The 25,268-nt window shown below is 46.5% G+C and carries 21 protein-coding genes; 7 read left to right on the top strand and 14 right to left on the bottom strand.

What is annotated here, in order from left to right; genetic code table 11:
• Positions 1-300: 300 nt before the first annotated feature.
• From FHS57_RS10340 to FHS57_RS10355, 4 genes are all read right to left on the bottom strand, one after another.
• Positions 301-627 (bottom strand): DMT family transporter, encoded by a 327-nt coding sequence (locus FHS57_RS10340; protein WP_183973233.1) that lies wholly within the window; start codon positions 625-627, stop codon positions 301-303.
• Between the two features lie 71 nt (positions 628-698).
• Positions 699-1,307, bottom strand: coding sequence for a Crp/Fnr family transcriptional regulator (locus tag FHS57_RS10345; RefSeq protein WP_229601312.1), 609 nt, complete (start codon positions 1,305-1,307; stop codon positions 699-701).
• 16 nt (positions 1,308-1,323) lie between these two features.
• Positions 1,324-2,661, bottom strand: a complete 1,338-nt coding sequence (locus FHS57_RS10350) for an amidohydrolase (protein WP_183973234.1) — start codon at positions 2,659-2,661, stop codon at positions 1,324-1,326.
• A 13-nt stretch (positions 2,662-2,674) separates the two neighbouring features.
• Positions 2,675-3,256, bottom strand: coding sequence for a YdeI/OmpD-associated family protein (locus FHS57_RS10355; protein WP_229601313.1), 582 nt, complete (start codon positions 3,254-3,256; stop codon positions 2,675-2,677).
• Positions 3,257-3,400: 144 nt separating this feature from the next.
• Here FHS57_RS10355 and FHS57_RS10360 point away from each other — a divergent pair, with 144 nt between their 5' ends.
• Both FHS57_RS10360 and FHS57_RS10365 read left to right on the top strand, forming a co-directional pair.
• Entirely contained in the window at positions 3,401-3,880 is a 480-nt protein-coding gene (locus FHS57_RS10360) for an N-acetyltransferase (protein WP_183973236.1), read from the top strand.
• Entirely contained in the window at positions 3,870-4,382 is a 513-nt protein-coding gene (locus FHS57_RS10365; RefSeq protein ID WP_183973238.1) for a helix-turn-helix domain-containing protein, read from the top strand. The genes FHS57_RS10360 and FHS57_RS10365 overlap by 11 nt, the downstream gene beginning before the upstream one ends.
• A gap of 489 nt (positions 4,383-4,871) precedes the next feature.
• Here FHS57_RS10365 and FHS57_RS10370 read toward each other — a convergent pair whose 3' ends face one another.
• The 4 genes from FHS57_RS10370 to FHS57_RS10385 all read right to left on the bottom strand — a co-directional run bounded on the left by FHS57_RS10370 (position 4,872) and on the right by FHS57_RS10385 (position 8,095).
• Complete coding sequence (locus FHS57_RS10370; protein ID WP_221225597.1) at positions 4,872-5,348, bottom strand: hypothetical protein; 477 nt, start codon at positions 5,346-5,348, stop codon at positions 4,872-4,874.
• A 224-nt stretch (positions 5,349-5,572) separates the two neighbouring features.
• A complete protein-coding gene (locus FHS57_RS10375; protein WP_183973242.1) occupies positions 5,573-5,965 on the bottom strand; it encodes a hypothetical protein in 393 nt (130 codons plus the stop codon).
• A gap of 194 nt (positions 5,966-6,159) precedes the next feature.
• A complete protein-coding gene (locus FHS57_RS10380; RefSeq protein ID WP_183973244.1) occupies positions 6,160-6,654 on the bottom strand; it encodes a hypothetical protein in 495 nt (164 codons plus the stop codon).
• 133 nt (positions 6,655-6,787) lie between these two features.
• Positions 6,788-8,095: a hypothetical protein gene (locus FHS57_RS10385; RefSeq protein WP_183973246.1), complete on the bottom strand. Its 1,308-nt coding sequence runs from the start codon at positions 8,093-8,095 to the stop codon at positions 6,788-6,790.
• Between the two features lie 140 nt (positions 8,096-8,235).
• On the opposite strand from FHS57_RS10385, the gene FHS57_RS10390 reads away from it, so the two are divergent.
• The gene (locus FHS57_RS10390; RefSeq protein WP_183973248.1) at positions 8,236-9,429 is read left to right on the top strand and encodes a DegT/DnrJ/EryC1/StrS family aminotransferase; all 1,194 of its coding nucleotides are present in this window, start codon (positions 8,236-8,238) and stop codon (positions 9,427-9,429) included.
• Between the two features lie 25 nt (positions 9,430-9,454).
• Entirely contained in the window at positions 9,455-11,782 is a 2,328-nt protein-coding gene (locus FHS57_RS10395; RefSeq protein WP_183973250.1) for a beta-N-acetylhexosaminidase family protein, read from the top strand.
• 90 nt (positions 11,783-11,872) lie between these two features.
• Here FHS57_RS10395 and FHS57_RS10400 read toward each other — a convergent pair whose 3' ends face one another.
• The 6 genes from FHS57_RS10400 to FHS57_RS10425 form a co-directional block, all read right to left on the bottom strand.
• A complete protein-coding gene (locus tag FHS57_RS10400; RefSeq protein WP_183973252.1) occupies positions 11,873-13,378 on the bottom strand; it encodes a 3-keto-alpha-glucoside-1,2-lyase-like domain-containing protein in 1,506 nt (501 codons plus the stop codon).
• 33 nt (positions 13,379-13,411) lie between these two features.
• Positions 13,412-14,257, bottom strand: coding sequence for an energy transducer TonB (locus FHS57_RS10405; protein WP_183973254.1), 846 nt, complete (start codon positions 14,255-14,257; stop codon positions 13,412-13,414).
• 142 nt (positions 14,258-14,399) lie between these two features.
• A complete protein-coding gene (locus tag FHS57_RS10410; RefSeq protein WP_183973256.1) occupies positions 14,400-15,563 on the bottom strand; it encodes an AraC family transcriptional regulator in 1,164 nt (387 codons plus the stop codon).
• The gene (locus FHS57_RS10415; protein ID WP_183973258.1) at positions 15,564-16,817 is read right to left on the bottom strand and encodes a sugar MFS transporter; all 1,254 of its coding nucleotides are present in this window, start codon (positions 16,815-16,817) and stop codon (positions 15,564-15,566) included.
• 68 nt (positions 16,818-16,885) lie between these two features.
• A complete protein-coding gene (locus tag FHS57_RS10420; protein ID WP_183973260.1) occupies positions 16,886-17,746 on the bottom strand; it encodes an ROK family protein in 861 nt (286 codons plus the stop codon).
• 99 nt (positions 17,747-17,845) lie between these two features.
• Positions 17,846-20,425: a family 20 glycosylhydrolase gene (locus FHS57_RS10425; protein ID WP_183973262.1), complete on the bottom strand. Its 2,580-nt coding sequence runs from the start codon at positions 20,423-20,425 to the stop codon at positions 17,846-17,848.
• Positions 20,426-20,527: 102 nt separating this feature from the next.
• On the opposite strand from FHS57_RS10425, the gene FHS57_RS10430 reads away from it, so the two are divergent.
• The 3 genes from FHS57_RS10430 to FHS57_RS10440 all read left to right on the top strand — a co-directional run bounded on the left by FHS57_RS10430 (position 20,528) and on the right by FHS57_RS10440 (position 25,243).
• On the top strand, positions 20,528-21,619 hold the full coding sequence (locus FHS57_RS10430) for an acyltransferase family protein (protein WP_183973264.1): 1,092 nt from the start codon (positions 20,528-20,530) through the stop codon (positions 21,617-21,619).
• 257 nt (positions 21,620-21,876) lie between these two features.
• Positions 21,877-22,809, top strand: coding sequence for a metallophosphoesterase family protein (locus FHS57_RS10435; RefSeq protein ID WP_183973266.1), 933 nt, complete (start codon positions 21,877-21,879; stop codon positions 22,807-22,809).
• A gap of 19 nt (positions 22,810-22,828) precedes the next feature.
• Positions 22,829-25,243: a hypothetical protein gene (locus tag FHS57_RS10440; RefSeq protein WP_183973274.1), complete on the top strand. Its 2,415-nt coding sequence runs from the start codon at positions 22,829-22,831 to the stop codon at positions 25,241-25,243.
• The last annotated feature ends 25 nt before the right edge of the window (positions 25,244-25,268 follow it).

Consider the following 25,268-nt stretch of genomic DNA (forward strand, 5'->3'; position numbering starts at 1 on the left):
ATTCCTGAATATCCAAAAACCTTGTTTGTTTAGATATAAAACCGTATTGTCGAGACAAATATACAATAAATAGCGATAATGCAATATACAATATAGAAGAAAACAAGAGAAATCAAAATTATTTTTGAAGACTATTCCAGTATATTGATTTACAGTGAGTTATTGGGTGTGGGGTCCCAGTTTAGTGCTGGAAAAATGGTGATTTTTAATGATTTTTGGGCTATTTTAAGGACTTTTTAACCACTTTGTAGTGACTTTTTAATCTGAAATTGGGCGACAAAAGCATTTTTTTTCAAAAGTTTAGTGTGATACCGCTTTTAGCCCGATGATAGAGCCAATCAAAGTAACAAGAAATAGGAGTCTCCAAAAAGTGATGGGTTCTTTAAATACAATGATGCCAATCAAAACAGTACCGACCGCACCAATCCCCGTCCACACGGCATAAGCAGAGCCAAGAGGTAGCGTTCGAGTTGCTTTCAGCAAAAGCCCCATACTGGCACAAAGAGCGACCAAAAAACCAGCGTACCATGCATACATTTCGTTGCCCGTGCTTGTTTTTGCTTTACCCAAACAAAAGGCAAATAGTACTTCAAACAAGCCTGCGATGGTCAAGATAATCCAATTCATTCCTTTTTAATTTTGAGCAAAGGTCTGAAATTAGCTTGGGACGGTATTTTACAAATGATAAATAATGAGGTCTATTTGAGTTCGGCCCTGATTCGGCTCAAACTCACTTGGGTTATTCCCAAATAAGAAGCAATGTATCCTAGCTGAACGCGCTGAATGAGGGCAGGATTCTTTTGCAAAAGCTCGTTGTAGCGTTGGCTTGCCGTTCGGAACTGCCGAGAGATGAGCCGTTCTTCTGTTTTGATAAGCTCCTGTTCGGCAAATTTTCTACCCCAATTGGCAAGGTGAATGTCTTGGCCGAAAAGTTGTTGTAGGTCGTGTATTTTGAGTTGATATAGGTCACAGTTATCCAGCAACTCTACGTCTTCATAGCCTTTCTGGTTTTCGACGTAGCTTTTCATTGAAATAACAGTGTCGCCCTCTTGTCCAAACCAAAACGTGATTTCATTGTCGGGGGTTTGGGCATAAGCGCGGACAATCCCCTTTTTGATAAAATAAATATCCGTTTCGATCTTGTCGGCCCGCAACAAAATGTGCCCTTTGGGATAGCTCACTTCGCGAATATACCTTTTGAGCGAAAGTCTCGACGGCGCTGGAAGCAAGTATATTTTATCAAGTAGTGGGTCTAGTAAATCAGGCTGACTTGCCGATGCGTCGTCCATTTTGCCTTGTATGGTCATCGTACTATTCCATTGCTTAGTAAACAACCTTCCCTTGGTATATCAACGACTTAATGGGAGAGATGCGGGAAACTGCTTCGGCCGAACAGCTCGCATCTACCAATACCACATTGGCGTCGTCGCCTGCTTTGGGCCACTGCTGTTCGCCTTTGTCGGTAAGCGGCAAAGGGCCTGCGGTGGCCAATTTTAAGATTCTCGATAGCCCAAACTCCGTAGCATACCCGTACAGCTGAGCGGCTAAATTGGCTTTTTGTAATACGCTTCCTGTTCCGAACGTATTCCAATGATCTACAATGCTGTCGTTGCCCGTCATGACGTTGACCCCGTACTTCAACAGCGTAGGAATGGGCATGATGGTGTTCCCAAACGGAATGGTTGATAAAATTCCGATGCGGGCGGCCGCAAGTTTTTCGGCGATTTCTTCTTGTTTTCCTTTGTCGAGTTTGGCCAACGCAAAAGCGTGACTGACGTAGGTTTTGCCTTTTAACACAGGATTTTCGTTGACTTTTGCCATCAGGTACTCAATGGTTTTGAGCCCAGATTCTCCCGATTCATGCAAGTGAATGTCAATGCCTTTGTGGTGATCTAAGGCCAATTGGATGGTAAAATCCATGGTTTTTTCGATAGCGCCGTCTAGGGTAAACGGGTCAACGCCCCCAATGAAATCAATGTCCGTTTGAGCGGCTTCTTTCATGTACGGGGCTGAGTCGGTATAAAACACGCCATGCTGAGGAAATGCCACCAATTCAGCGCCAAAAACGTCTTTTTTGTTACGCAGGGCTGTTTGCAGGTTTTTCAACGATTGGAGCTTAGAAGTTGGCTCAATGTTGACGTGACTACGGGCAAATCCCGTTCCGCGCGATTGGAGCAATTCGATGAGTTTTTCGGCTTTTTGGGTCGAATTTTTGAGCATTTCGGGCAAAATCTGCTGCTCTAGCGCAATCATGCCTTTTACGCCGTTGGTTCGTCTTTTGGTCGCCTGCCACTTGTCGCCGTAGAACGTTTTGTCCAAATGGATGTGCATGTCTTTAAACGAAGGCAGCATCAAAAGGCCCTTCGCGTCGATGGCATCAGCGGGTGGTTTTTGGGAGCTAATGGTGGTGATTTTTCCATTCGTAATTTCCACCGAAAACAAGCCCGTTTTTGTGCCAATCACCTCCTCGCCTTCGTAGTCAAACCCTGTTTCAAGGCGTACGTTTTTTAAGGTATATTTGTTGCCATTGCCCGTGGAAGCCCCCCACGCAATTTCTTTTTCGGGAGAGAGCAGCGAAGCACTGGGTGCCAATGAAAGCCCAGATAAACCTACGATGGAGTGTTGAAGAAAGGCTTTGCGCGAAAGGGAGGACTGGTTCATGTGGTAAGTTGTTTTATCCTTTGGTAGATTTTTGATTGAGCAGCACCATCATTTCGTCAATGCGTTTTTGGCGTGTTTCGGGGCGTTTGGCAAAAAGCAATCGGGCCAATAGTTCTTTTTTAGCCGACTTACTCAGCCCCAAAAACTGAGTCATCAATCCCTCTTGACCCACAAGTGCTTGTTCCAAATCGGGAGGAATGACTAAGGCTTCCACATCGTCGAGCATAGTCCAAGAGCCATTGCGCTTGGCCACTTCGATACTTGCAAAACCCGCTTCCGTCATCAGTCCCGCCTCAATAAGCTGGTCAACCTTTACTTTATTAATTTTCGACCACGTACTTTTTGCTTTGCGAGGACAAAAAAACTGGTGCGATTTTTCAGAATCGACGGTTACTTTTTTGCTGTCTATCCAGCCAAAGCACAGTGCGACGTCCACAGCCTCGCTCCAAGTAATGGAGGGAATAGCCGACGATTTTTTATAAAAAACAACCCAAACGGCCTGTTGAGATTGGTGATTTTGTTCCAACCAAGCGCGCCATTCCGCACTATTTTTGGGGTAAAACACGTCGATAGTCATAGCTAGTGGCAGGGGCATCTCGCCCGTCATTTTTAACCAAAGACTCTCATACAGTTAATATCCTCCACACATCGCTTAAAATGCTCTATTTTAGAAGAGATTTATTTACAAATTTTTAAATAGTTTACATTTTTTGTAAATTTATACTCAAATAAAATACGGATGTACTTGCTCAATAGGGGTGCTAATCCACCTACGCCTGTTGAGGCCATTATTGAGCCTATAGCAGTTAGCGATTTGAAGAAACTGACCAAAAAGGATTTCCATTTTACTTGGAAAGACTTTACGGAAACTGAACTGTGGAAATTACGGATAGCAGACAGTAAAGATATGTTAGGGGCAATGTCACTAACATACTATCCACTTGAATATCGCATAGAAATTAACCTGATTGCTAGCCGAAGTGATAATTTTGGGCCTGGTAAGCAGTATGACCGAATTGCTGGTTGTTTAATTGGATGGGCATGTCGGCTAGCGGTAAAAGAATACGGCTATCTAGCCTGTGTATCGCTTAAACCAAAAACCCGATTGGTAAAACATTATCAAAATAAGTATGGTATGCTGGATGGTGGCCAGCAACTGTATTTAGAAGGAAGACCACTTTATACTCTCATTCAAACCTACATCGACCATGAACCTTGACGCAATAGCTCCCGAAGAAATAGTAGATGGCTTTATGTTACCGGCTAAAATGACTCTTGAGCAGAAACGCCAAGCCGACCAGCAATTAGCCGTTATCCGTCAAAAGAGATTAGTTGAGCAATCTGAACAGGAAAAGCTATATGGTCAATTGCTTCAATTGAAAATCCATATCGAGGATTATATCAAGCAGGATACGTTTGATCCCAAAAAAGGCTTTGCCTATTTCTTACAATTATATATTGAGCTTCAACATAAAAAGAAGATTGAGGTAGCTTCTGAACTTGATATTCATAAAACGAAGCTCAGTCAATTACTTTCTGGTCGTAGAGCACCTTCTGAAGATATTTTTATTCGATTAGAGTTTCATTCTAATCAGTTTATTTCTGCTCGTAACTGGTTTCGGCTTTCAATGAAACAACAGGAATATTCTATCATGACGAATTCTTCGCTAAGAAATAAAGAGAAGAAGCATGTTAAAGGCCATTTGGCATTAGAATTTTAATTAGATACATGACCGACCTCAACTTGTCGTCTCACATAAATCAATGTCTCATTTTGCAGGATGTGGGACAGCGTTTAATTGTGAAATATGTTTGCTACTAACGAGCGTCAGCGAAGGGGCAAGTACTGAAATTGAGAGCCCCTATTTATTGCTCCAGAGGAGCTACATCTTCGTAGAAAGCGTGAATCACATCCAAAATAAAGCCTCGCATTTACACAAGCTTTGCTCGCTGAAACAGATTTTGATGATGCCAAAATAGCCTCTTTGACAGGGGTAAGCCTCGAAGTTGTGCAAAAATTGAGGGCATTACAAAAATAAAACGTCACCTTGCGACCTCTGCGCTCTCGCCAGGATGACTTTTAATCATCATCTCTCACCAAGAGACGAGCCATTGCGAGGGCATCTCATCTAGCTAATATCCTCATGGGAAGTGATTAGGTGAAACCTCGATGATGCGGGCGTTTTGCGATGGAGATAGCCCACATTGTGTCAATTGCTATTCATCTTGACGACCCGAAAATGTATTCCAAATGAAACTGGGTTCACTTTATCTATTGTTTTAACAAAAGTCGCCTTAATTTCCGCTGAAAGGCTAGACTCAATGACTAAAGAATACCTTGGAATCACTTTTAACTCTACTCCAGCTCGTAAAAAAGCCCGATTTCGAAAGGTAGCACTACCTACGCCGAACGTCTGAGTTTCAATCGTATTTCCAAAATCATCCCTCCAGCGCTGATACTGTTTTCCGACGACATCTTGGGTTAAGCCACCTGTAGTTAGAATAGCAACCACGGGCGAGACGGAGGTTTTTCGCATTGCCCCCCATGCAATTTCAATCCCTCTTGTGTCTCTTTGTAGTAAAACAACCGCTGAGGAGCCACTGTAAGGCTGCAAACGATTGAGTTCAAAACGGCGTTGGTTATAGGAAAAATTCCAAAACCAATGCCAATGTTCGTGACGTTTCATTTTGTTTGTCCAGCCCAAGCTTAAGCTGAACCCGCCTCTAAAATGAGTGTTTTTATCGTTGTAATGACGTGAATTTCTGACCACCCCATATGTCTGAGTAGAGCCGTAATCTATGAAATAATTTTCCTTCTGTCCATAGGCTGAATTGCTTCTAATAAATACTAGAAACCAAAAAAGTGTAACGCGGCAGCCACTTGAAATCTGCTTATTTGCTCCTAACATAATCAATAATTTCTAAGGAGTGTGTCACTTTTTATAGTTACCATAATGGGAGTTTTCGCATTGATTCGCCGTAAGTCAACCGTAAAGAGAGAGCGTTCAAGTACTGGAATCTGTGTTTCTTTAAATTTTACAACCACTTTACAACTCAAATCAGAAAACCCTTCTACGTGTTCCAAATTATACAAGACATCCATAACTTTTTGATTTTGAAAATTTTTTACAACAATCGAATCGCCACGATAAGCAGGGAATTCATAATTGAAAAACTTGATAACAACCTTTTCAATTTCCAATCCACTTTCATTGGTAAGAGTGATTTTCATTTGACGGGTGTAGCCAAAAACAAAGCAACCCGAGAGGAATGCCGTTAGCAATGTGACAATAATCCATTTCATACGTGCTTAATTTATTTGTTCATTCCCTTTGACCAACAACTCAAAATTCTCAAATCGCCCTTCAATCATCCAATCGCAGAGATAATCACTTTGTAGATTTTTGAGTTTTATGCCTCTATCATAGGCGAAGGCACAGGCCGCTATCACAGGAGTACACCAATAACCTTTAAAACTAGGATTGGGATATCTAAAGATTAGACCCTGCTATAAATCATTAACTCACAACTTAGAGCAACGATAAAAGTATCACCTGTATCTGAGAATCCTAATGCTCTTAACTCGCAAGCTCCATCCTTACCAATCACTTTTATCTCTTGTTTATTGGGTGAAATCAAATAAAATCGTTTGATTGAGTATTTTTCAAAGGGTTTATCGTCGGGTTCAAGTTCAGATACCACCAAGCTCCAGTTATCTTGGGAAGTTTTAGGCAAATTATCATTTCCGTGAAGGCCATGTAGTTTGATTTTTATATTGGATAAAAAATCAAATCCAGTTACTGTGTGATTGACTTGGTCAAATTGAGCCCACCAGTGTAAGTCATCATATTTCCTTGCAATTTTTTCCCCCGTTTTGCAATTGAAGATTGCTTGCCCTTGGCTGGATACGACGATTAAAAAATCTTGGTTAGGTGCGTACCCCACATTTTCAAGACCACCGATAGCGAATGTATTTTTATGTTTCCACATCATCTTTTTAAAATAGTTGAATTATTTTGCTAGCCTTTGTTTGAGGGTAACTAGTAATAGCAAAAACGAGCGAAACCCTCGCACTACCCACGAAACTACACAAAAAAAGCGCTGGGCAACCAGCGCTTTTTTGCTTTTATTTCTTCTCTTCCACGGGTGGGGGAGCGCCAAAACGCTTGTGGCTGTTTTTGAGTTCGCCGTGTGAGTTAATTAAAATCAGCGTCAAGAGGGCAATGCTCGCGATGACAAGTACAAAGTTTTTGCCCCACTTTGATAGGTCGATGGCACGAGGCGTAAAATTGACCTCGGCGTTGCGGATAAGTACCGCCACAATCACCCAATTGACAACATAGAGGTATTGTTCAATGCGGTAGCTGCTCAAAAATGCCCCCGTTACCAGTAAGCTATACACTACATACAGTCCCCAATGTCCCAAAAACAAGGCATATACTTCGGAGGCGGAGTAGGAGAGCGGATTGGTTTTGGTGAGGTAGTAACGTACCCACCACAGCGCCGACATCAACAAAACAAAAGCCAACGCCACCAACTGCACCGTACGGTAAATGTCGCTTTCGGGGGCAAAATCGAGTTTGCTAAAGATACCTTGCAGGCGCTCGACCGAAAACGATTGTTCCCACACTACGTAAGGAATAAAGAGCATGGACATTAGCAGCGGAAACCAAGTTTTGGCCTTGGGTTGGGTTTCGGCAGTGCGTTCCCATTCCGAGGTAAACGTGCCGTAGGCCATGCCCAATCCACCAAAAAAGCCCAACGAATATTCCATCACGTTCCAGAAATTGAACTTGATGCCCGTCAGTCCGCCCAATACTTGCAGGAAATTACCAAACGCAAACCCAAAGCCGCCCCCAAGTCCCGAAAAGGCCGCTACGCGCAGGGCAGAGGTGTGGTTATTGCGGACGAGGTACCACGTCAGCGCGGCGGCCGCACCAAACACCGCCGCCCACATTTCGGAGCGGGGAGGGGTCATGTACCATTCAAATTCTTCAATCAGGAAAAAATACGCAACGGCCGCACCTACAACCATCTCAACGGTGACTTCGTGCCATTTGACGGGTTTTTGGGGACTGTCGGCCAGCGCCAACCCAAACAATGCTCCTCCTATGTAGCCGTACAAACCTCCAATCACAAAGAGCATGAGCAGCCCGTAATAGACGTTGATAAAATCATCGCCGCGCCCGTAGCCGACCAAAATTCCGTAGCTGGCGATTCCGCCCAACCCCCAGCCGATGGCTCCCGCGAGGGTAGCGGCAAAGAGCTTGGCGTACCAGTCGGTGCGGCGCGCGACAAATAGAATGCTGAGGGTGCCCACTGCCCCCGCCCAAGCCGCACCGTACTCGTGTCCGAATTGGCCGCGAATGGCCCAAGCGGTTCCGAGCGACATCGCCACGAGGAGCATGGGGAAGTAAAGTTGTTTGTTTTTCATTGGATAAGAAAGGTGTTTATCAGGGTTTAGTATCGTTTTTAGATATACCTTTTTGCCCTTGAAAAAGGCTATTTGAGTAGTCTAAAAAACTAGCTAGTCAGTATTGTAATTATCTGATAAACATTAAAAACCTCCCACCCGTGGAAATAACAGAAAAGACCGTCAAAAAGAGTTTTGCGTGGCCTATTTTTGACGAAACCGAAGTAGAAGCCGTCGCCGAAGTGGTTCGTAGTGGCAAATGGGGCAACCCTGATTGTGGTGATTTGGTCGAGGCGTTTGAGAAAGAATTTGCGGCTTATTGCGGTAGTAAGTACGCCATTAGCTGCGTCAATGGCTCGGTGTCGCTGCGATTGGCCCTGATTGCCTGCGGCGTCAAGCCTGGCGATGAGGTTATCGTTCCTCCTTATACGTTTATTGCAACGGCATCAACGGTGATTGAGGCCAATTGTGTGCCTGTTTTTGTTGATATTGACCCTGAGACGTACAACATCAGCCCCGCGGCCATCGAAGCCGCCATTACGCCCCGTACCAAAGTGATTATTCCCGTGCATTTTGGCGGGCAGGCTTGCGACATGGACGCGATTATGGACATTGCAAAACGCCACAACCTGCGCGTTATCGAAGACGCCGCGCACGCCCACGGTGCCGAGTACAAAGGCAAAAAACTGGGGGCGATTGGAGACGTAGGGAGCTTCAGTTTTCAGTCTTCTAAAAACCTGACGGCGGGCGAGGGCGGCATCGTTGTCACCGACGACGACGAACTGTACGCCATGATGCACTCCTTGCGTAACGTGGGGCGTATTGAGGGCGGGCAGTGGTACGACCACTACAACCCAGGTTGCAACTACCGTATTACCCAAATGCAGGCCGTGCTGTTGTCGGCGCAATTGAAGCGGTTGGAGCAACAAACCCTCGTGCGTGATGCCAACGGCCTTTATTTGAATCAATTACTGGAAAATATTGAAGGCATTACTCCTCTGAAACGCGGTTTTGGCGAAACCCGTCACTGTTACCATTTGTACATTATCAAGTACGACAAAACGCATTTTAATGGGTTGTCGAAAGTGGAGTTTGTAGAGCGTTTGGCGGCCGAGGGCGTCCCTTGTTTTAGAGGATACCCCCATCCGTTGTACAAGCAACCGTTGTTCCAAAACAAAAACTTTATGTGTTATGCCATCCCCGACTACGTGGATTACAGCCAAGTACATTGCCCCGTTGCCGAGTACGCCTGCAGCGACGAAGGAGTGTGGATTTTACAACACGGAATGTTAGGAACGAAGGAAGACATGGAGTCGTTTGCCGAAGCGATTCTGAAAGTAAAACGCGAGGCATAACCATCCACCAACCATTTCTCAACTCATGTTTAAACAACGTACTTTTTTGCTTTTGATAGCGGTGTTAGGTGGTATGCTGACGACCTATGCCCAATCGTTATCCCTCAAAAATGCTACCATTTTGGTATCGCCGTCGGTGCCAGTACCTATGCGCGAAACGGCTCCTAAAGTTTTTACGGAAGAAATCAACAAACGGACGCAGTTGCTACTCAAGCCCGCCACGGCTTGGCCCAAAACGGGCGTGACGGTGGCAATGGCGCTGTCGAGCGACCGAGAACTGTTCGGGAAAGCGTTGCCTGCTCGAAAAGCGGGCGATGCGGCCGAGACTCGGGCGGAAGGTTTTCGGGTGGTGGTCGATGGGCAAACGCTCTGGATTATCGGTGCCGATGCCCGTGGGGTGTTGTTTGGGACGGGCTGGGTGCTGCGCCATTTGGAGATGTCGGCGGGGAATGCGTTGCTCGCACCTACGACCGACGTCGCGACGTCGCCCGCGTACCCGATTCGCGGACATCAGCTGGGCTACCGCCATACCGCCAATTCGTACGATGCGTGGACGGTTGGGCAGTTTGATCAATACTTCAGAGAATTAGCGATTTTTGGTACCAATGCCGTTGAAGGGATTCCGTTTCACGAGGATGAAAAACCCAATCCGCATTTTAAAATTCCTGCCTCCGAAATGCGGGTGAAAATGGGGGAACTTTGCCAACAATACGACCTCGATTACTGGGTATGGACGCCCGTGACGTTTGAGCTGACCGATGCCGACAAGCGTGCGGCCGAATTGCGATTGCACGAAGAGTTTTACAAAAAATGCCCCCGCCTCGACCACATTTTTGTACCAGGCGGCGACCCTGGTGACAATCACCCCAAATTGGTGTTGCCTTTTTTGAAAGACTTACACCAGCTACTGACGAAGTACCACCCCAAAGCGAAAGTGTGGGTTTCGTTGCAAGGCTTTAGCGTGGAGCAAACTGATTATTTTTACCGCTATTTGGCCGAAAATAGCCCCGATTGGCTGCAAGGCGTAGTTTCGGGGCCAGGAAGTCCGCCAATGGCCGAAACGCGTTTTCGTTTGCCAAAAAAATACCAACACCGCCAGTACCCCGACATCACGCACAATGTTCGTTGCGAGTTTCCTGTGCGCGGTTGGGACCAAGCCTACGCGCTGACCCTCGGCCGCGAAGCGTCCAATCCGCGACCTTACGCATTCTCTGAAATCCACCAAACGTATGCTCCTTTTACCGATGGCTTTGTGTCGTATTCGGACGGTTGCCACGACGACGTCAACAAGGTAGTGTGGAGCATGAGAGGATGGAATCCTACGATGGATGTACGTGAGATTATGACCGATTATACGCGCTTCTTTTTTGGAAAAACCGCCACTGAAAGCGCCGCCGATGGCATTGCCGCCCTCGAAAATAACTGGAAAGGCTCGCTGGTTCAAAACGGTGGGGTAGAGGCTACGTTTGCTTTTTGGAAAGGGCTGGAAACGGCTAACCCTGCTTTGAAAAACAATTGGCGTTGGCAGATGCTTTTGCTACGCGCCAACTACGATACCTACACCCGCCGCCGATTGGTGTATGAGCAATCGCTTGAAAAACAGGCAAATGGAGTGCTTTCTCAGGCTTCAGAGCTAGGCACTGAAAAAGCCATGAACGAGGCGTTGACGCTGGTCAATCGGGCCGACCAACAAAATTGTGCGCCTGAGTTACGTCAAAAAATAGAACAATTGTGTGCCGATTTATTCACATCGATTGGGTTGCAAACAAGCGTCAAAAAACACAATGCCAAAGGCTATGAGCGTGGTTGTGTATTGGATTTTGTGGATTATCCGCTCAATAACCGTTGGTGGTTGGCCGATGAGTTTAAAAAAGTGTCCACTTTACCCTCGGAGGAAGCCAAAAAAGTACGTTTGAAAGAAATAGCCACGTGGGAAAATCCAGGGATAGGAAGTTTTTACGACGACGTGTCGAGCGTAGCGAAAGGGCCGCGGGTGAAGACGATTTCCGAAGATGCTACCGACGTGGCATGGTGGGAAGACGGTTTCAGTCGGACTCGTTTGTCGGCGCAATTGTTTCAGAAATGCCCTGAATTAGAATACGATAACCTCCAAATGGACGCGCGGTATATTGTTCGGGTAGTTGGGTCAGGAGAAGCGCTGTTGCGCGTGGATGGGCGACGTTTGGAGCCGATTACCTATAGTCGCGAACCTAATGGCGTTAAAGAATGGATTGTGCCCTTGACGTTGACCCAAGACGGAAAATTGCACGTTACGTTTGATGAACCCGAAGAGTCACACCTAAACTGGCGAAAGCAATCCAAAATCTCGGATGTTTGGTTGCTGAAGCAGTAGTTGCAACCATATAAGACATATAAGGGATTATAAGAAAAACTTATAGGCCCTTATATGTCTTATATGGTCCCAAAAATTAGCTGCAAAAAACTACAACTCCCGAATCCGAATAGCTCGGAAAGTGGCCTCGTCGCCGTGGTCTTGAAGGAGAATATGCCCCCCAGGCATTCCAAAATCCTCCACCTCCTTAAACTTACTCGCCGCCTTCGCCTGCTTAAACTCAGGGCTGCCAATGGTATATTCGACCACTTTTACGCCGTTGAGCCAGTGCGTCACGCGTTTGCCCTCTACCCGAATCCGTCCACGATTCCATTCTCCGATGGGCTTTTGCTGGCGTGAATTGGGTTCTATCAATTCATACAAACTCGCCGTACGTCGCTTGTCGTTGGTATCGTTGGCAATGTCTTTGTTGCCCAAATCGTCAATCAGTTGATACTCTGGCCCTAACAGAGAACCGTTGGGGTATTTTTTGACAAAATATTTAAGACCTGTATTGGCACCAGGAGCGAGCTTAAATTCAAATTCTAAATCAAACTGCGAGTAGGTCTTTTTGGTAATAATATCTCCTCCCCGCACTACAGCCTTGCTTTCCCCTCGGCCTTTGTTGACCACCAATTCATTGTTTTCGATGGCCCAGCCTTCTTTAGGGAACTGGTCACTTTTGGCCGAAGTCCAGCTTTGGGTTGATGTGCCGTTAAACAGCCATTCCCACGGACTTGGGGTGTGTAATTGTACCGATGGGTGCATGGTATATAGGCGGAATTGTTTGCCATCGTTTACCAGCATCCCGCTCGATTTGTCGCTTCCGAGAATAGGGTTTCGGTCGTATTTTGTCCAGTGAATGAGGTCATTAGAAACGGCCACATTGGTGCTCCATTCGCGCCAATCTTTAAAAGCCGAGGCGTGGTAATAACCGTAGTATTTCCCTTGGTACTTGATGACTTGGTTCATCGCTACCGCAAATTTGTCGTAGCCATCAGGGCCTAAAGCAATGACAGGTTCATCTTGAACGTTCTTCCAAATTTTCAAATCGCGGGAGGTCGCGAGCCAAATTCCCAAGTCGGCCCGCTCGTAAAAGAGGTACCACGTTTTGTTTTCGTACCAAATCGCAGGCGTCCCGTAAGCCCCTTTGCTGATGGGTGTTCCGTTGGTTTGGCGAATGTCCAAATTGCCTTTTTCTTTCCAGTGAATACGGTCGGTAGAAGTAAGTAAATGAGCGACGTCGTCGCGGCCTTCGGCAAACATGTAATAAACGCCATTCACTTTCACCACCGACATATCTTCCACCCAATCCAGCCTATAAATAGGGTTTTGAGGATGGCGCTTCCAGTGAATTCCGTCCGTGGACGAGGCGTAACCGAGAAATTTGGTGGATTTGGGTTCGTTTTTGTAGCCCGTGTACCAAAGGTGGTAGGTATTTCCTTCGCGCAGGATATATCCCCGTTCGCGAATTTTTTCGTCCCACGTTTTTTGGCCTGTTCCTTCAAAAACGGGATTTTGAGGGTAGGCTTTGAAGTCCACGATTTCGGAGGGAAATTGGGCGAAACTTTGATTAAAATAACAGCAAGAAAGGGCGAGGAAAAGGAGTTTTTTCATAGTGGGAAAATAGAAATGGAAGGGAGGGGAAATTTACTCTTTCCCCAGTGAAAATGTGATGCCAAACGTGTTTTGGAAACGAACGGGTTTGCCCCATTTAACGGCGGGACTCCAGTTGTTCATTAATTTGATGAGACGTATTGCTTCTTCGTCGCAACCGCCACCGATGCCCTTGATGACCCGTACCGATTCGGGAATGACTTTCCCTTTTTCATTGATGATAAAGCCTAGCCATACCTTGCCGCTGATTTTCTCTTTGGCGGCCTTTTCTGGATATTTCATGTTGTTGGCAATGACATTGCTTATGCCTTTTAACCCAGAAGCGTAGGCGGCAGGAACTTCCACGTCGGGGGCGATAAAACCTTCGGTGAGACTTTTGGCGTAGATGTCGCTGCTATCGGCCAATACCCTCGCTTCGGCAGTGTAAGGCGATTGGGGGTAGCCGCTCACTTTACGAAAGAGTTCTCCTGCTCGTTGGAAGTCGAGTTGTTGGTAGCGTTGTTTGGCAAGGGTCCAATAGTTGGTCATCAGCGTGGCTTGTACGGTGCTGTCTTTGGGATTAATGTCTAATATTTTTTCATACACAGTCATGGTTACTTTGGCGGCGTCCGCATCTTTAGATAACTCCTGAATCGAATGCCAAAAACCTAAGCACTTGTCGCAGTTTTCGAGTTGCATGATGAGGTAGTCATCATTTTCATTGCCAGTTACTTGTTTTGCCTTTTCGTACAGTTCTTTGGCTTGTTGATACTTGCCTGCTAAAAAGAGTTTGTCAGCTTGAGCTTTGTGGCCAGTGCTGTCTTTGGGTGGGGTAGATTGCGCATGTAATGCGTTACTTATCAGGAATGTTAGTAGGGTCAGTAGTGTAAGAAATTTCATATTTTTGGGTTAGATAATTTTGGGCAAAAATACCTTGATTTCTTAATTCTCCCACTATTTTTAATGTCGCTTTATGCCTTTTTTCTTTTTAAAGTTCAACTATTTCATTATTCTCTAAAACTAAGAATGACGGCAAAATTCCCTATTTTCCTGCTAAATACTTATTGCGATATTCGATGGGGGTACAGCCTTTGATTTGCCGAAATTGCCGCGCAATGTTTTTACTGTCGGTGAGGCCCATGTCAAGCGCGATTTCAAAAACCGTCATGTCAGTTTCGAGCAATTTTTGGGTAAATTTCTCGATACGTAAATTAAAAATGTACTTGTAAATCGGGTAGCCCGTAATGTCCTGAAAACGTTGCTCCAACGCCCGCCGCGACAACGGTACTTGTTTGACTACGTCATCGACTTGCAGGTTTTTGTCAATATTTTGGTGAATAAATTTCAAAGACGAAGCAATGTACTTGTCGTTGGTAGCATAAATGTCAGTGGACTGGCGCGTGATTACCTGCGTTGGTTTTACGTAAATGTCGTAAAAATCCGACGTTCCGTGCTCAATCATGTGGTGCAACAACTTGGCCGCATCGTAGCCACCTTTTTCGGTGTCTTGGGCAATGCTCGAAAGCGGTGGGTCCGAAAACTCACAAATCATTTCGTCGTTATCGACGCCCAACACGGCCACTTCTTCGGGGATACGGATATTGGCCAAACGACAGGCTTCCGTAATGTGCTGCCCTTGGTTGTCGTCGCAAGCCATGAGGGCAAGCGGTTTGGGGAGCGAATTGAGCCATTGGCTCAGGGGGCTAGGTTTGTAGTACCACAGTTCACTCGACCGCGACATGGCGTGCTCAAAATAATGCACAGGGTAGCCCGCTTTCCGTATGCGTGCCTCAAAACCTTCGGCCCGCTCGCGCGACCAAACGATGTCTTTGAAACCGTAAAAAGCAAAGTGTTTGAAGCCTTTTCGGAGAAAATACTCGGCGCCTAGGTGTCCTGCTTCGTAGTGATCGCCTGTGATGTTGGGAATTTCTTTGAAACGCTCTTTAAAGTCTTGGGCAATGACGGGAATTCCTGCTTCCACGATTTTAGAAATCTTGGGGTCGTTGTACAACTGTCCAATGATGCCGTCGGCTTCCCATTCGAGCGCCCATTCCAAAATCCCGTCGATACCAATCGTTTCGCGCTGAAACAGGGGCATTCGACAAAAAATCCACGGGCCATGCTCTTTCGAGTACTTCGAAATTCCTTGAAGTAAGCCTTTGCTGTATTCTTCGGCAAAGTCGATGAGAAGGATAATTTTGTACATCTAGGAAAAAAGTTCTTTCCAACTTTTAATGGTCGCGTTGGTCACAAGGGGTTTTGCCCAAAAACCAATGCTCAAAATATATCCCAAAGTAATCATCAAAAACAACATCGCCAAACGTAAGCCTACTAATTCGGCCAAGCCCCCAATGATGAGTGGCACCACCGCGCCGCCCGCGATGCCCGAACACAAAATCCCCGAAAACGTCCCGTGGTGATAAGGAACGGAATTGAGGGCCAACGAGACGATAATCGACCACATCACCGAAGCAAAAAAACCGCTCATTGGAAAGGCATACAGGGCCATTTCGAGCGGCCCAAACAAGCCTACTAACACCGAAACAATGGCTCCAACGGTGAAAAGCAGCAGTACCCGACGGCTATCGAAGAGTTTCAACAAAACAAGCCCTAAAATACAGCCAATGGTGAGCAAGCCCCAAAAATACGAAATCACCGAAGCTCCTTCCGTCGCTGGGTCAACGTTGTGGTAGGTTTGCAGAAATTTTGACGTCCAGTTAGCAATGCCCTGTTCCGTACCGACGTACGCAAAAATCCCTAGAAAAAACAGGTAAACGTAGCGGTTTTTGAGTAAGTCGTTGAAGGCGTTTTGGGTATCAATCTTCTCGTCTTCTTTGAGTTCTACTTCGGGAAAATGTACCATTTTTACGATGAAGACCATCAAAAGCGCTACCACCGCAAACACCCAATACAACGAAACCCATTTCAACTCAGCAGGTACGATGCCGTTGAGCGTAGAAATAAAAGCATTCACTTCTTGTCCCGAATGAACATTCAGTACTAAGTAGCTGTAAAGCATGGGACTCAAAAAAGAAGCACCGCCAAAAAATAACTGCGCCATCACGGAGTTGAAGGCAAAATTTGCTTCACCTCCTGCCACGCGAAGTAAAGGGTTAATTACCACTTGAAGCATGGCCATGCCGATGCCGATGATAAAAAGTGATAGGAGCGATACGGTAAACGTAGGAACTAGCGCGAATAACAACGCCCCACCAAATGCCAACAAAAAAGCCCAGAAAAGCACCTTTTTCTCACGGTATTTTTCGACCAATATCCCCGAAGGAATGGAGGCCACCCCGTAGGCCACAAAAAAGGCAAATGGTAAAAAACCCGCCAAGCCAATGCTGAGGTTGAAGCTATCGACAATGTCGGGGATAATGGGGCCAAGAATATTACTCAAAAACGATATAACGAAGAAGATAACGAAAATGAGAATAACAATAAAGGTGTTTCTTTTCATGTGGTTTTGGGTTTTGGATTTGGTCGGGTTGTGAGCAACCCGCTGCACATTTTACTCGACACTCCCTCTTACCTCAAGCTGCTCACAGGTACTTTGGCATCTTGCAATACCAACGCCGCAGCACCTAAGAGAGCGATGTCGTCGTTTTGAGACTGAAGGATTTTGATTCTTTTGAGGGTTTCGGGATAGGCGAAATCCTCAAGCGCTTCGCGCATTCCTCCTTCAAAAAACGAGTAAGCTTTGGCAATAGAACCACCCAATACAATGGCTTCGGGGTCGTAGGTGTACATGGCCGCTTTGATGGCAAAACCCAAATGTACACCAAATTCTTGCCATAAACGAAGGGCTTTTTTGTCGCCGTCGAGTGCGGCGTTGCTCACAAGCAGGGCCGTAGTGCCGTGAATGGCTTCAAAGAAGTTGCTCCCTGCGTAGTATTCGAGGTTGTGCTCGCGGTAAGGCAAAAGACCGATTTCGCCCGCGCCGCAGTTGCTCCCGTTGTATAACTGATTGTCGATGATAATGCCTGACCCTAAGCCAGTTCCAATGGTCATTCCAACGACAGAGTTGTAGTGTTGGGCAACGCCATAACGATGCTCGCCGAGGCTAAAACAGTTGGCATCGTTGTTGACATAGACGGGTATGTTAAATTCTTCTTCCAAAATATCACGTAACGCTACTTTTTCCCACGAAGGGATATTGGCTACGTTATAAACGATGCCTTTTTCGACATCGACGACTGAGGGGACACCAATCCCAATGCTTCCAATGGGATGTTGGGTGAGAGGACGTATCAGGTCAAACAACTGCTCTAAAGTAGCCGACATGGACTCCTTCTCTTGGAGGAAAACTGTGTTTTGGTGGATAATTTCCCCGTTAAACTCTATTCCCGCTTTTACTTTGGTCCCTCCTAAATCTACTCCTATTTTCATTGGTGCTACTTTTTAAGTGTTAACGTTGCGTATGTACTTGAGCGAACGCGTGGTGGGTAATTATGAATTACGAATGATGAATTACGACTTACGAATGGGCTACTTTACTTCGACGGTGCGGCTTGCTTTGCCTGCGGCGTCAAATGCTTTGAGCTTGATTTTTCCTGTTACTTGGACAGGGGCGGTGTATTCGGGTGACTTATCGGTGGGCTCGCTGCCGTCGGTGGTGTAGCGTACCCGAAGCCCAGGATAAGCGATATTGGCCTTCAATGTTCCGTTTTCGACTACTGCCCCTGGCAGCGGAATGCGGTAGTTGTAGCCACCGTTGAGGTAGCTAAGGCGAGGTAGGTCTTTTTGGGCGAGGGTATTTACAAAAATATTCCAGCTTGCCTGAATCGCTTTTTCGCGCGCGGTGCGGTCGGCAATGGTTTCCCAAGGGCGCTCGGCGCTCCATGCACTTTCTGCAAAGCCCATCAGTTTGGGTAAGGTATAGTATTCGAGCATGTCACGGCCTTTGATGGTCTCGCTCCACAACTGGCATTCTACGCCAACGATATTTTTGCGGGCATCGGGCCGTAAACGCTCTACGTTGTTGAATACCAAAGGCTTGCCGAAATTATTGGTATAAGTAGTTTTAAACATGTCGTACGGGGCAAACGTGTAGTTGTCGCGGGTATCGACAAAGCCAGCCCAGTAAAGACCCGGCTCTTGCGACTCATTGTTGTAGGCCAAATCAAAATAAAAATTGGTGACGTTGCACAACACTACGGGGTAGCCTGCATTGGCCAAACGATAACCTAAATCGGGGTCGTAGAGGTTGTTCCACACGTAAGGGACCACGTTTTTGCCCGCAAACTCAGGATTGATCTTGAGCGCACCGTCTTTGGTTTTTGTTAATCCTACTTCCTCCCAACCGTGTACTTGGAGGCCGCGTTTTTGTAAACGAGGCAACAAACGGCGAATGAAATAAGCGTGGAGGTTATGAAATTCGCCGATGCTCGGGTCTTTTTTGAGCAGGTCTTGTGCCCAAGGTGACTTGGTCCACGCACCTCCTGCAACTTCGTCGCCCCCAATGTGGAAAATATCCAACGAAAGCCCCGCTTCTTTGTACATTTTGATGATTTCGTCGGTCACTTTTTCGTAAAAGCGGTAGGTGGACTCTTGCGTCACATCTGTCACGTTGTCTTTGTAGCTTTGCGCCGACAAATAAACGGATTCGTCCTTGGGATCCACCAAGCGGTATTCGTTGGCTTCTTTTTCTTTGCCTTCTTTCATCAAACGTTGATAACGCGCTTCCATCGCTTTGATGGCCGCCCGCGCGTGGCCAGGTAGGTTGACTTCAGGGATGATTTTGATGTGGCGAGCGTGGGCGTATTTTAAAATTTCAATAAAATCAGCTTTGGTATAAAACCCACTTCCGTGGCTTCCTTTGCCATAGGCTTGGGGGCCAGAGCCGTAGCCTGGGTGTAAGGCGGCATCTTTGTACGACTTAACATGCTGACGCTGACCGCCTACTTGCGTAAGTTCAGGCAAACCGTCGATTTCAACGCGCCAGCCTTCGTCTTCCGTTACGTAAAACAAAAAATGGTTGAGTTTGTAAAATGCCAACACATCCAACTGACGAAGAATGGTCTCTTTGGTTTGGAAATTACGGCCGACATCAAGGTGCATACTGCGGAACGAAAAGCGAGGAGCGTCTTCGATTTGCAGAGCTTCCAACGAAATGGTGCCTGATTTTTGGGCTAAAGCCGCCGTTGGAATGAGCGCAACAAGGCTCTGTGTGCCGTAAAACACGCCCGCTGCGTCGCTGCCAACGATGGAAACCCCTTGCGGACTCACGCCTAGTTTGTAAGCTTCTTTGCTAATTCCTTTAACACTCAACGCGGCGGTACTCAACGAAATGGTATTGGGTGCGGGCGGCGCGTTTTTGGTTTTAAACTCGCTACCTGTTAGCTCTTTGAGGCGTTGAGCCAACAAATTGGCTTCGTTTTCAAGTCCTGCGGCGTAGTGAATTGGGGTGGATGAGGTCAATGAAAAAGAACCTTGCCCCGTCACCACACTGATGGGAGAGGGGATAATGCGTTGTAATTGATTAGCGGCCACGGGGCTTACTTGAAGATTTTCGTTGTAGCGTGAGCTAGCCGTAATGATGGGGTCTTGGTCGTTGGGGCCGCGCAAAAGTTGTTCTTTGCGCGTAAACGGCACAATCGCACATTTTTCTATGGGAACAATTTGTGATTCTTCGCCTTTGGCATCATAAAAGACAAAATATAATCCCAGTGGCGCATCAGTTTCTTTGATAACGCTCTCGGTACCACGGTAGCTAATGGCAACCGAATCGCCAGGCGCAAGACGAAATCCTTTGTTAGGAGAAAGCTTGTACCAGTCGCCGTTGATGTGCTCCAGTGTCGCGAGCTGGGGGGTAGGCGTGGGCGTAAGCGGGCGAGGAGCCATGTTAAAAAACAGTGCCCAAGCGCTATCGCCAAGGGTAAGTGAGCCATTGTTTTTGAGGTAAAATTTTGCTTCAAAAACATCATTAGGCCCTGCAAAATTGCTGGTCAATTCCCACGAAATAGCAATGTTACTTGCCTGATCGAACGCTCCTTCTGACGCAGATTTGCAGCCACTGAGCCACCAAATAAAAATACATAAAACAGTGATAGACGAAATAGTACGCATAAATACCGAGGTTAAGTAGCCCTAATAGTACGCTGATGCGTATTAAAAATACCATTCTGGGTACAGTATTTTTAATTCTTTCTTTAACCGACACCAACTAAGATGTCTCTTTCAAGCTCCCGTCTTATTTCGCTCGACGCGCTTCGTGGGTTTACGGTGGCCGCCATGATTATGGTCAACTTCCCAGGTAGTAGCGACCACGTCTTTTTTACGCTTCGCCACACCGTTTGGAATGGCCTTTCGTTTACCGACTTGGTAGCGCCTATTTTTTTGTACGTCATTGGGGTGTCCATTGTGTTGGCCTACTCAAAAAAGAAGGACGGCGACAAAAAAGAGTTGTATAAAAAAATCGTTGTTCGGTCGCTGAAAATCTACGCGGTTGGGATGTTTTTGAACCTGATGCCTGATTTTAATCTTGCCGAAGCCCGTTGGACGGGAACCCTTCACCGCATTGCGTTTGTGTTTTTGGGATGTGCAATTTTGTTTTTAAATACTAATTGGCGACAGCAGGCGTGGATAACTGCTAGTATTTTGGTAGGTTATTGGTTGGCCTTAACCCTCATTCCTACCCCAGGTGTAGGCAAAGTAATGCTCGAACCAGGCGTCAACATTGTGGCGTGGTTTGACTCAAAGTTCTTGCCAGGAAAAATGTGGCAAGGCACGTGGGACCCCGAAAGTATTTTGAGTACGTTGCCTTCAATCGCTTCGGGTATCACGGGGATGTTGGCGGGACGCTTGTTAATCACCGATTTAAGCCCAAATCTGAAGGTCAATTACCTGATGACAGCGGGGGTGATTTCGTCGGTGCTGGGGTATTTTTGGGGACTTGGGTTTCCTGTCAATGAAAACCTTTGGACGAGTTCTTTTGTGTTGGTAACTTCTGGTTTTGCGAGTTTGCTGTTGGGGGCATTGTATTTTACGGTTGATATTTTGGGAAAAACGAAAGGAACGCAAGTGGGAATCATCTTTGGAGCCAATGCTATTTCGGTATATGTGCTTGGTGACATCTTGGCCTTGTTTTTTTACGGAACCAAACTCGGTGATAAAACCCCAAACGAACACGCTGTCAATACCTTGGTGGGAATGGGAATGAGCCCGAACCTTGCAAGTTGGCTTTATGCCTTGTTTTTTGTAGCCATCAACTTCATCCCTGTCTATTGGCTGTATCGAAAAAAGATTTTTATCAAATTGTAACAGGGTCAGACGACAGTCAGACCCTAATCAGGTGATAGCAAACGGTCTGACTATTGTCTGACCTGCGTACAACACCAAGCCTATTTTGGGTCAGACGGTAGTCAGACCCAAAATAGATGATAGCAAACTAGTAAACGGTCTGACTATCGTCTGACCTGCGTGTAACATCAAGCCCATTTGGGGTCAGACGGTAGTCAGACCCAAATAACAAATTTTAAACATAAACGGTCTGACTACCGTCTGACCTCTGTGAAAGTATGAGAAAACAACTCATTTGCCTTTGTTTTGCGTTGTGGGGAATCCAAGCCACGGTGGAGGCGCAAAAAGTAAAATTCGGGGTGCTTTCGGACGTACACGTTCCGACCATGCACGATGCCAAAGAACGCTTGACGGCGTTTGTGGACAGTATGAAAACGGCCAAACCCGATTTTGTCGTTGATTTGGGCGATTTTGGAACCCCCGCGCCCAAGTATGCCTACGGTTTTGAGATTTGGAATAGCTTCCCTGGCCCAAAATACCATGTCATTGGCAACCACGAAATGGACGGAGGTTTTTCGCTGAAACAGGCGTTGGAGTATCGAAAAATGACTTCGTCGTATTATTCGTTTGAGCAAAAAGGATTCAATTTTATCGTCCTAGACGGCAACGACAAAAAATCGTCTGACGTAAAAGGCTATCAAGAACACTTGAACCCGCCGCAAATAGCGTGGCTACGCGACGAACTTATGAAGGCCAAAGGCCCGATTGTGATTTTCTCGCACCAAGGCTTAGGCAAAGATGGGGTGGACAATGCGGAAGAAATTCGACAAATTCTTGAAAACCACAATGCAAAGGCGAAAAAGAACAAAGTGATTGCCAATTTCTACGGTCACATTCACTACGACCGCGCCGATAACATCAACGGAATCTGGTACGTCTGTATCAACTCCATGTCTTACAAATGGCTTGGGGAAGAATACGGTCGGGTTCGCTACAGTGAGGAAGTTGATAAAAATTTCAAATGGATAAAATACACGGCGCCCTACCGTGATCCGCTGTTTACGGTGATTGAAATCTCTAAAAAAGGCAAAATTACTATGTCAGGGAAGAAATCGCAGTGGGTTGGGCCTTCGCCCAAAGAAATGGGTTTTCCCCAAGATAATAAAGACTACGATGTCCCCGAAATTCGTCCAAAAGTATTAAAGTTTTGACGGGTAAAAGCCTCTTTTTATGACAAAACTGCCACTATTATTGATTGCTTTTTTTTCAGCGTTTATGAGTTTGGCCAAACCCATTGACCTCACCAAAGCGCGCATTTATACTTCTATTTCGGACAAACAAGTACTGCTCCGAAGCATTGAGATGCTTCAAGAAGAAGTAAAAAAACGAACCCAAGTAACGTGGGAAGTAACGGATAAACTACCAACCACTGCGACGCCGTTGGTAGTGATTGCGCTGGAAAAAGACGTAGCTCTTTTGCCGACTGCGTGGCAAAAGGAGGTACAAAAACTGTCCACTATCTCAGCGGAAGGGTTTAAATTAGTGACAATTCCCGCCTCGCAGGCCGTATTGATAGTGGGTAAAGATGCGCGCGGTGTTTTGTATGGAGTAGGGCGTTTACTCCGAAAATTAGCCATGTACCCCCAAAAAATAACCATAGAGGAGGGGGTACAACTAGCCACGAGTCCGCGCTATCCCGTGAGAGGACATCAGCTGGGGTACCGACCTAAAACCAATGCCTACGACGCTTTTTCGGTGGCACAATTTGACCAATACATCCGTGAACTTGCCCTTTTTGGGGCCAATAGCATCGAACTCGTTCCGCCTCGCACCGACGATGATGTGAAAAGTGGGCACATGAAACTGCCTGCCATGGATATGATTCGGGAGCAGTCGCGGATTTGTAAAGAATATGGGCTGGACGTTTGGATGTGGTATCCCAACATGGGCTCGAACTATACCCATCCCGATTCCATTCAAATTGAACTTGACGAGCGTCACAAAGTGTTTTCGGCCATTCCAAAGCTTGATCACGTCTTTGTGCCTGGAGGTGACCCAGGCGATTTAGAACCCGATATTATGTTTGCGTGGCTTCAAAAAATGTCGGTGGTTTTGAAAAAATACCATCCCAAAGCCAAAATATGGGTGTCGCCGCAGGTATTCAAACCTAGTAAAAAGTGGTTCGATTCGTTTTTTGCTCAGGTCAATCGAGGGTATCCGTGGTTTGGTGGAGTGGTGTTTGGGCCGTGGGTAAAAATGCCCGTGCCAGAAATTCGTCGCATCACCAAAGCGTCGATTCCGATTCGGCATTATCCCGATATTACCCACAATTACAGTTCTCAATACCCCGTTCCTCATTGGGATTTGGTTTTTGCGCAAACCCTTGGTCGTGAAAGTATTAACCCTCGCCCGCACGACGAAAAAACGATTCACAATGCCTTGGATGAATACGGCGTTGGAAGCATCAGCTATTCAGAAGGCACCAACGACGACGTGAATAAATTTGTGTGGAGCGACCAAGATTGGAATCCCGAAACGCCCGTCATCGAGACGCTTCGCGATTATGCGCGTTTGTTTGTCGGAATGGATTACCAAGAAACCGTAGCACAGGGGCTTATTTCGCTCGAAAATACATTCCGAGGGCCGTTGTTGACCAACGAGTCGGTGGAAAGAACCCTGATGCAGTGGCAATCTATGGAGCAAAAGGCATCGTTGGCAGTTTTGCAAAATCCCCGTTTTCAAATGGGGCTGATTCGGGCGTATTACGATGCTTATACGCGCCGTCGATTGTTGTACGAAACCGAATTGGAGCAACAGGCAAAAGATGCACTGCGGGGGGCGGTCAAAGGAAATTCGTTGGCGGCGATTCAACAAGCCAAAACGACCTTGGAACGGGCGTGGAAAGTGCCAATTTTGCCCCAATACCGTCAAAAATGCGTTGATTTAGCCGATTCTCTCTTCAAAAGTATTGGCGCACAGCTGACGGTTGAGCGTCACGGGGCGGTATCGGGACGTGGAAATTTTGTGGACAACATCGACCTACCGCTCAACGATTCGCCTTGGTTGTTGGACGAACTTGGTAAGATTGAAAAATTAAATAACGAAGCCGAACGTCAACAGAAAATAGACCAACTGCTCCACCGCACCGACCCGGGCGCGGGAGGTTTTTACGACCATTTTGGCGCACCCGAAAGCTGGCATCGGGTAGTTTCGGATGTTTCGTGGGAGAAAGACCCAGGTAGTTTACAATCACCACGGGTAAGTTTTGGCGTTGGAATTGTAGGGGAAGAGTGGGTGGACGAAATCAGGGCAACTGGTTTTAAAGGACAAGTAACGCCAAGAGCGTGGATGAAGCAGGTAAAAACCTTGTATGAGGAGCCGTTAAAGATTGCTTACAACGAGCTAGACCCCAAGGCAACCTACCGAATGCGGATTTCTTACACGGGGCGTTTTCGGTCACGAATGAAACTAACGACGGATGACGGGGCCCTGATTCATGATTTTTTTCAAACGGGCGAAGAACCTCTCTTTGAGTTTGATGTTCCCCAAAAATCTACTGCCGACGGGAAAGTAACCTTTATTTGGACGTGTGGTGAAGGCGGTCAAGGCCCGCAAGTCACCGAAATTTGGCTAATGAAGAAATGATTTTACGACCTTCCCGAAAGTTTTA

Source organism: Runella defluvii, assembly GCF_014195535.1.
Taxonomy (GTDB): domain Bacteria; phylum Bacteroidota; class Bacteroidia; order Cytophagales; family Spirosomataceae; genus Runella; species Runella defluvii.